At 70.5% G+C, this 4,704-nt stretch carries 3 protein-coding genes and 3 pseudogenes; 3 read left to right on the top strand and 3 right to left on the bottom strand.

The features are described from left to right. Together AC5RV2_RS14830 and AC5RV2_RS14825 are read right to left on the bottom strand one after the other, a co-directional pair. Positions 1 to 625: pseudogene (locus AC5RV2_RS14830) on the bottom strand (ABC transporter ATP-binding protein); the annotation flags it as partial. 2 nt (positions 626 to 627) lie between these two features. Beyond that, entirely contained in the window at positions 628 to 1,824 is a 1,197-nt protein-coding gene (locus tag AC5RV2_RS14825) for a P-loop NTPase family protein (RefSeq protein WP_494092965.1), read from the bottom strand. A 266-nt stretch (positions 1,825 to 2,090) separates the two neighbouring features. Between AC5RV2_RS14825 and AC5RV2_RS14820 the strand changes: the two genes are divergently transcribed. Next, positions 2,091 to 2,648 carry a histidine phosphatase family protein gene (locus tag AC5RV2_RS14820; RefSeq protein ID WP_494092964.1) on the top strand — a complete coding sequence of 186 codons (558 nt, stop codon included), beginning with the start codon at positions 2,091 to 2,093 and terminating at the stop codon, positions 2,646 to 2,648. 117 nt (positions 2,649 to 2,765) lie between these two features. On the opposite strand, the gene AC5RV2_RS14815 is transcribed toward AC5RV2_RS14820, so the two are convergent. Next, positions 2,766 to 4,052, bottom strand: a complete 1,287-nt coding sequence (locus AC5RV2_RS14815; protein ID WP_494092963.1) for a hypothetical protein — start codon at positions 4,050 to 4,052, stop codon at positions 2,766 to 2,768. Positions 4,053 to 4,118: 66 nt separating this feature from the next. Here AC5RV2_RS14815 and AC5RV2_RS14810 point away from each other — a divergent pair. Continuing rightward, positions 4,119 to 4,574: pseudogene (locus AC5RV2_RS14810) on the top strand (DUF1353 domain-containing protein); the annotation flags it as partial. Positions 4,575 to 4,608: 34 nt separating this feature from the next. Continuing rightward, positions 4,609 to 4,704 (top strand): annotated as a pseudogene (locus AC5RV2_RS14805) (sulfate adenylyltransferase subunit CysD); the annotation flags it as partial.

Genomic DNA, 4,704 nt, shown 5'->3' with positions numbered 1-4,704 from the left:
GGTGGCGGCGCAACGCGCCGGCGCGCTGGAATGCCGGCCGTGACAGCAGCGCCAGCCCGGCTGCCAGCAGCACCAGGGGAACGACGACGGCGAACGCCAGCACCGGGGACAGGAACCACAGTGCCACCGCAGTTCCCGCGATCAGCGGGATGCCGACCGCCAGCGGCGCGATGCCCAGCGCGATCCAGTTCCGGACGCTGGAGAGGTCGTTGGTGCTGCGCGCGATGGTCACCCCCGGCGACGGTCCGCGGTCGGTGGCCAGGGCGGCGGCCACCAGTCCCTTGCGGATCTCGTGGATGTAGTCCTGTCCGAGCTTTTCGGCCAGAACGCGCTCGACGGCCCGCAGTCCGCCCAGCCCCAGCGCCGCGGCAGCCAGGCCGAGGGCGGGCGGCAGGATGCCGGACGCATCCGGCGCGGTGCCGCCCAGCAGCCGGGTCATCAGCAGCGCGCTCAACCCGGCGGCCGCGGCCATCAGCAGGCCGGTCGCCAGCAGGGCCGCCATCAGCCAGCGGCGCCGGCCGCGCAGCAGCTGGGGCAGCCGCCCTTCGGCAGGCTGCGGATCTTCCCGCGGTGAATCCTCCCGATCCCGTGCCGCCCGCGCGGCCTTGGCCCCATGGGCCGTCACCGTTACTTCCGCTCCGGCAGCAACTGCAGGGCCGTGGCCGGGTCGCACAGGTCGTAGGTGTTGATCACCGGGGCATCAATGACGCCGGCAGCTTCCCGGGCGGCCAGCGGCGAGGCTGTCAGCAGGCCGGAGACGGCGGGCACGCTGACACCGGCATCGCGCAGGACGGCCACGCCGGCGGTGGCGCCCAGCGCGTCGGCCGCGGAGAACACCACATGGTCCACGGCGGCATGGAACACAGGGTCGGCCAGCAGCCGGGCCGTTTCGCCCTGATAGACGCCGTCGGCGATTTCCACCACCACCACGTCGGTCTCGGAAGTGGTCAGCGCGTCGATCAGGCTGGTGAGCAGGCCGCGCACGCGCTCGTAGTCCAGCAGGTAGGTGGTCGGGAAGCCGAAGTCGGTGAAGTCGAGCACTTTCGCGGCTCCGGCATCGGCGAAGAGCAGCGGGTCGTTGCCAGCGCCGGTGCCGGTGGCCTTTCCCGCGGACACGTTTAGGCCGGCCGCGGTCAGGCCCTTGACCAGGCAGCCGAGCGTGGTGGACTTGCCGGAGTTCATGGACGTGCCGAGCACCGCAATGACAGGCGGCCGTCCCGGCAGTGCGGTGCCGGCGCCGATCGAGTGCGGCGCCATATCCGCCAGGTTGACCACGCGCCCGTCCCGCGCCAGCAGGCCGATGGGCTGGATGCGGGTGGCCATGTCGATGCCCGCGTGCTGTTCCAGCACCCGCGCCGCCAGTCCGCCGCCGGCCACCAGCGAGCACTCGGACAGGTCGCCGGGTACCACCGCCAGGAACTGGTCCGGCGCGTACCGGTTGCCGTAGGCCACCAGGATTTCGTCGCCGACGAACATTGCCTGCCGCCGTGAGGCCGGGCTCTCCAAGCGGGTGTGCTTGCCGATCTCGACCACCCGGGCCAGCACCACGTCGCCGGCGGCCGGGGCGGCATGCAGCAATTGGTAGCCGGCGGCGTCGAGGCAGAGGCGCTCGGCCAGGAACCGGGTGGTGTACGCCTTCTTGGCACGGCGCAGCCGCTGCGGGTCTGCCGGAGCGGCCGCCGGGCCGAAAAGCTCCTCGGCCGCACCGACGGTCGATGCGGCAAAAACCTCCTCCGCCGAGCCGACGGTCGCTTCGACTGGCGCTCCGAGTGCTTCGAGTCCTGTTGTTCCGGCGGCGCCTGCGGGGAAATCTGTGATGGTCATGGCCTGCTCCTTGGTTGTTGGGTGCGTCAGGAATGAGTCAACACAGCCGCGATGAAACGAACATGACAGCCGCATGAGGGCTTTCTCATGAACCGTTTACCCTGCCGCCACCCGCGCTCCCCGCGCCGTTCAGACCGCCGCGCCAGGAAGCTCCCTCCGCCTGCCGGGAGCCGCATCCGGGCAGGCGCGCACCGCCGTCGGGCTATGGTTGATCAGGGGACATGTCACTGTGGGAACCGTCCCGTCCACCGGGCAAAAGGGGAAAAGTGCTGGCACTGGTACGTCACGGGCAGACCGACTGGAACGCTGAGGGCCGGCTGCAGGGGCATACGGATGTGCCGCTCAACGGCGTGGGCCGACGGCAGGCGCTGGACGCCGGAGCCCGGCTGGCCGAGAGCGATTGGAACGTCCTCGTGTCCTCGCCGTTGGGTCGCGCGATGGAGACCGCCCGCATCATCGGCAGCCAGGTGGGGCTGGAGCTGGCGGAAACCGTGCCGGACCTCTCGGAGCGCGACTACCGCGGCATCGAAGGCACCGTGCTGCGCGGCCTGGAACGGCCGAAAATTGACGCGCTCATGCGGCAGGCCGAGCCGGAAACGGAGGTGGCCGCCCGCGGAATCGCCGGCCTGCAGGAAGTGCTCCGCACCTACCCGGGCCGCAACATCATCGTGGTGGCCCACGGCACGATCCTGCGGCTCACGCTGAATCTCCTCCACGACACGCCGCGGGGCTACATCGCCAACGGTGAGACAGTGGAGCTGGATGCCGGGCTGGTGCTCGGCTACCGCGCGGACCCGGACCAACTGACCGCCGCGCGCTCCTGACCGGACCGGTGCCCGGGTTCAGGGCGCCGAACCGATGATGGGGGCGCCGAACGGGCCTTGGAGGGCGCCGAACGATGATGGGGCCGGGGCCGCCAGCGCCGTGGAGCGGCCGGGTTCCTAGCCCCCGTCCAGGTGCCGGTGCAGGACGGCCACCGCATGCGCGGACAGTTCCTCCCGCGGTGCGCACCAGTCCACCCAGCGGTGCAGGAAGGCGGTGACCTCGCCCGGGTCGACCGGCTCCAGTCCCCCTTCGGCCAGCACGCTTTCGCTGATCAGATCCAGCTTGACCGGGCTTACCCGGGTGAGGCGCCCGCCGTCGTAATCCCAGCCGTAGCCAAGGACCAGGTTCACCATGGCGCGTTCGGCGGGCGACTCGCGCCCGGTCTCCCGCACATAGCGGGCGGCCGTCTCCTCGATTTCCTCCTGCCGGAGCGCCTCGAGTTCTTCTTCCCGGACAGGCCCTGGTTCAGGGCCGCCGGACGGCAGCGCGCCGGCGGCGGGCGTGTCGGCGGCCTCGGACCCGGTGCCCGCCACAGTTGTCCCCGCCACTGCCCCTGCCCCCGCCTCGGCGTCGTCGAGCTCGGCATAGTCCTCGTCGGAGAGCCAGTCTTCGCTCTCGTCCTCGGTATCGTCCGCGAGCTCGATGATCGTCCGCAGCCACGCCTGGGCCACCCAGCGGCGGGCACCGAAGTCCTCGTCCACCATGTGCTCCGGCAGGTCCGTCGAGGCGTCCAGGCCCTCCCAGGCGTCCAGCGCGGCGCCGGTCAGGTCTGCGTCGGCGTCGAGCACCAGCCCGGCTTCCTGGGCGTCCGCGTTCAGGTCTTTGAGCGCGGCGGCGGGATCGTCCACCAGCCCGGTTTCCATCACCGTGCCGCCGAAGATGTTGCCGTCCAGCAGCGCCAGCAGCCCCACCTTCTCGGTGCCGGTCGTGAATTCGAAGAGCATGTTGGCTTCGTCGCCGAAGACGTCCGCATAACGGTGCAGGGCCGTCACGGCCACCGGATGCTTGGCCCATTCCGGCTCGGTGAACCCGTCGGCCACCAACCGATCGGCCAGGGTTTCGGCGTCGCGGCGCATGTCCGGACGATCGATCAGGAAGGCCAGCGCGCGCAGCATCGGCACGGTCCCGGGGCCGGTGCGGTCCTCGGCCAGATCCAGCCAGGCGTAAAACAGCTCATGACGACGCTGCTGGCCGGATGCATCGGCGGTGTCCCACAGGTCCAGCAGGTACCCGGCCAGGGAATGGGCATCGATGGGGCTGGGCGAGTCCAGTGTGTCGGCGAACGGCCGCTCCAACTCGCGGTAGAGCTCCAGCAGCGGGTCGCCGGCCGGCCCGCCCTGCCGGCCACCGAACCGGCTGTTCTTCAGCTTTTTCGGCTTGCGCTTGCGGCTCACAGGGCTCATGGCACGAGTGTGCCACGACCGCCGCCGCGAAGGTACCACCGGGCTGGCCCCGCGGCCGCGGCGCGTATGGGCTCACCGGCCGCGCATTCCGCAGAGGGCCCCGTGCGGAACGTCTGCCCCGGATGTAAGACTGGCCGCATGCCGTTTTACCAGGACGCCTCCGCCACCGAACCGCTGACGGCCATTCCCCTGGTCCAGCGCACCAAGAGATGCTTCCAGCTCGCGGCGCCGATTTTCTACCGGGAGGAAGCAACCTCCCCCGTGGTCCGGATCGAGGCGCACGATCTTTCCGCCGGGCTCGAGCACAATTCCACCGATCTGGCGTCGGTGCCCAGCTGGATGTGGGGACTCATCGCCAGCTACGGCCGGCAGACCGCTCCGGCCCTGCTGCACGACCAGCGCACGACCATGTGTTCCAGCATGCCGGGCGACCAGGCGCTGGAGCTGCGCCGCATCTACGACGAGGAATTCCGCCGCGCCCTGCTGGACACCGGGGTGGCTGCCTTGCGTGCCCGGCTGATGTGGGCGGTCGTGACGGTCCAGGCGTACCTCCAGGAGGGCTTTCGCGCCGGCGCCGATACCGTTCCCGGTAGTGCACATCGATACCGGCCATAATTTCGACGAGGTCTTGCAGTTCCGCGACTCCTTGGTT

The sequence above is a fragment of the Arthrobacter sp. Y3225116 genome (assembly GCF_059091245.1).
Note: the sequence above shows the minus strand (reverse complement) of the source record. Positions and strands in the feature narration are given on the sequence as shown.

Coding starts and splice junctions, on each gene's coding strand:
- AC5RV2_RS14825 (WP_494092965.1), bottom strand. CDS start 1,824: ATGACCATCACAGATTTCCCCGCAGGCGCCGCCGGAACAACAGGACTC.
- AC5RV2_RS14815 (WP_494092963.1), bottom strand. CDS start 4,052: ATGAGCCCTGTGAGCCGCAAGCGCAAGCCGAAAAAGCTGAAGAACAGC.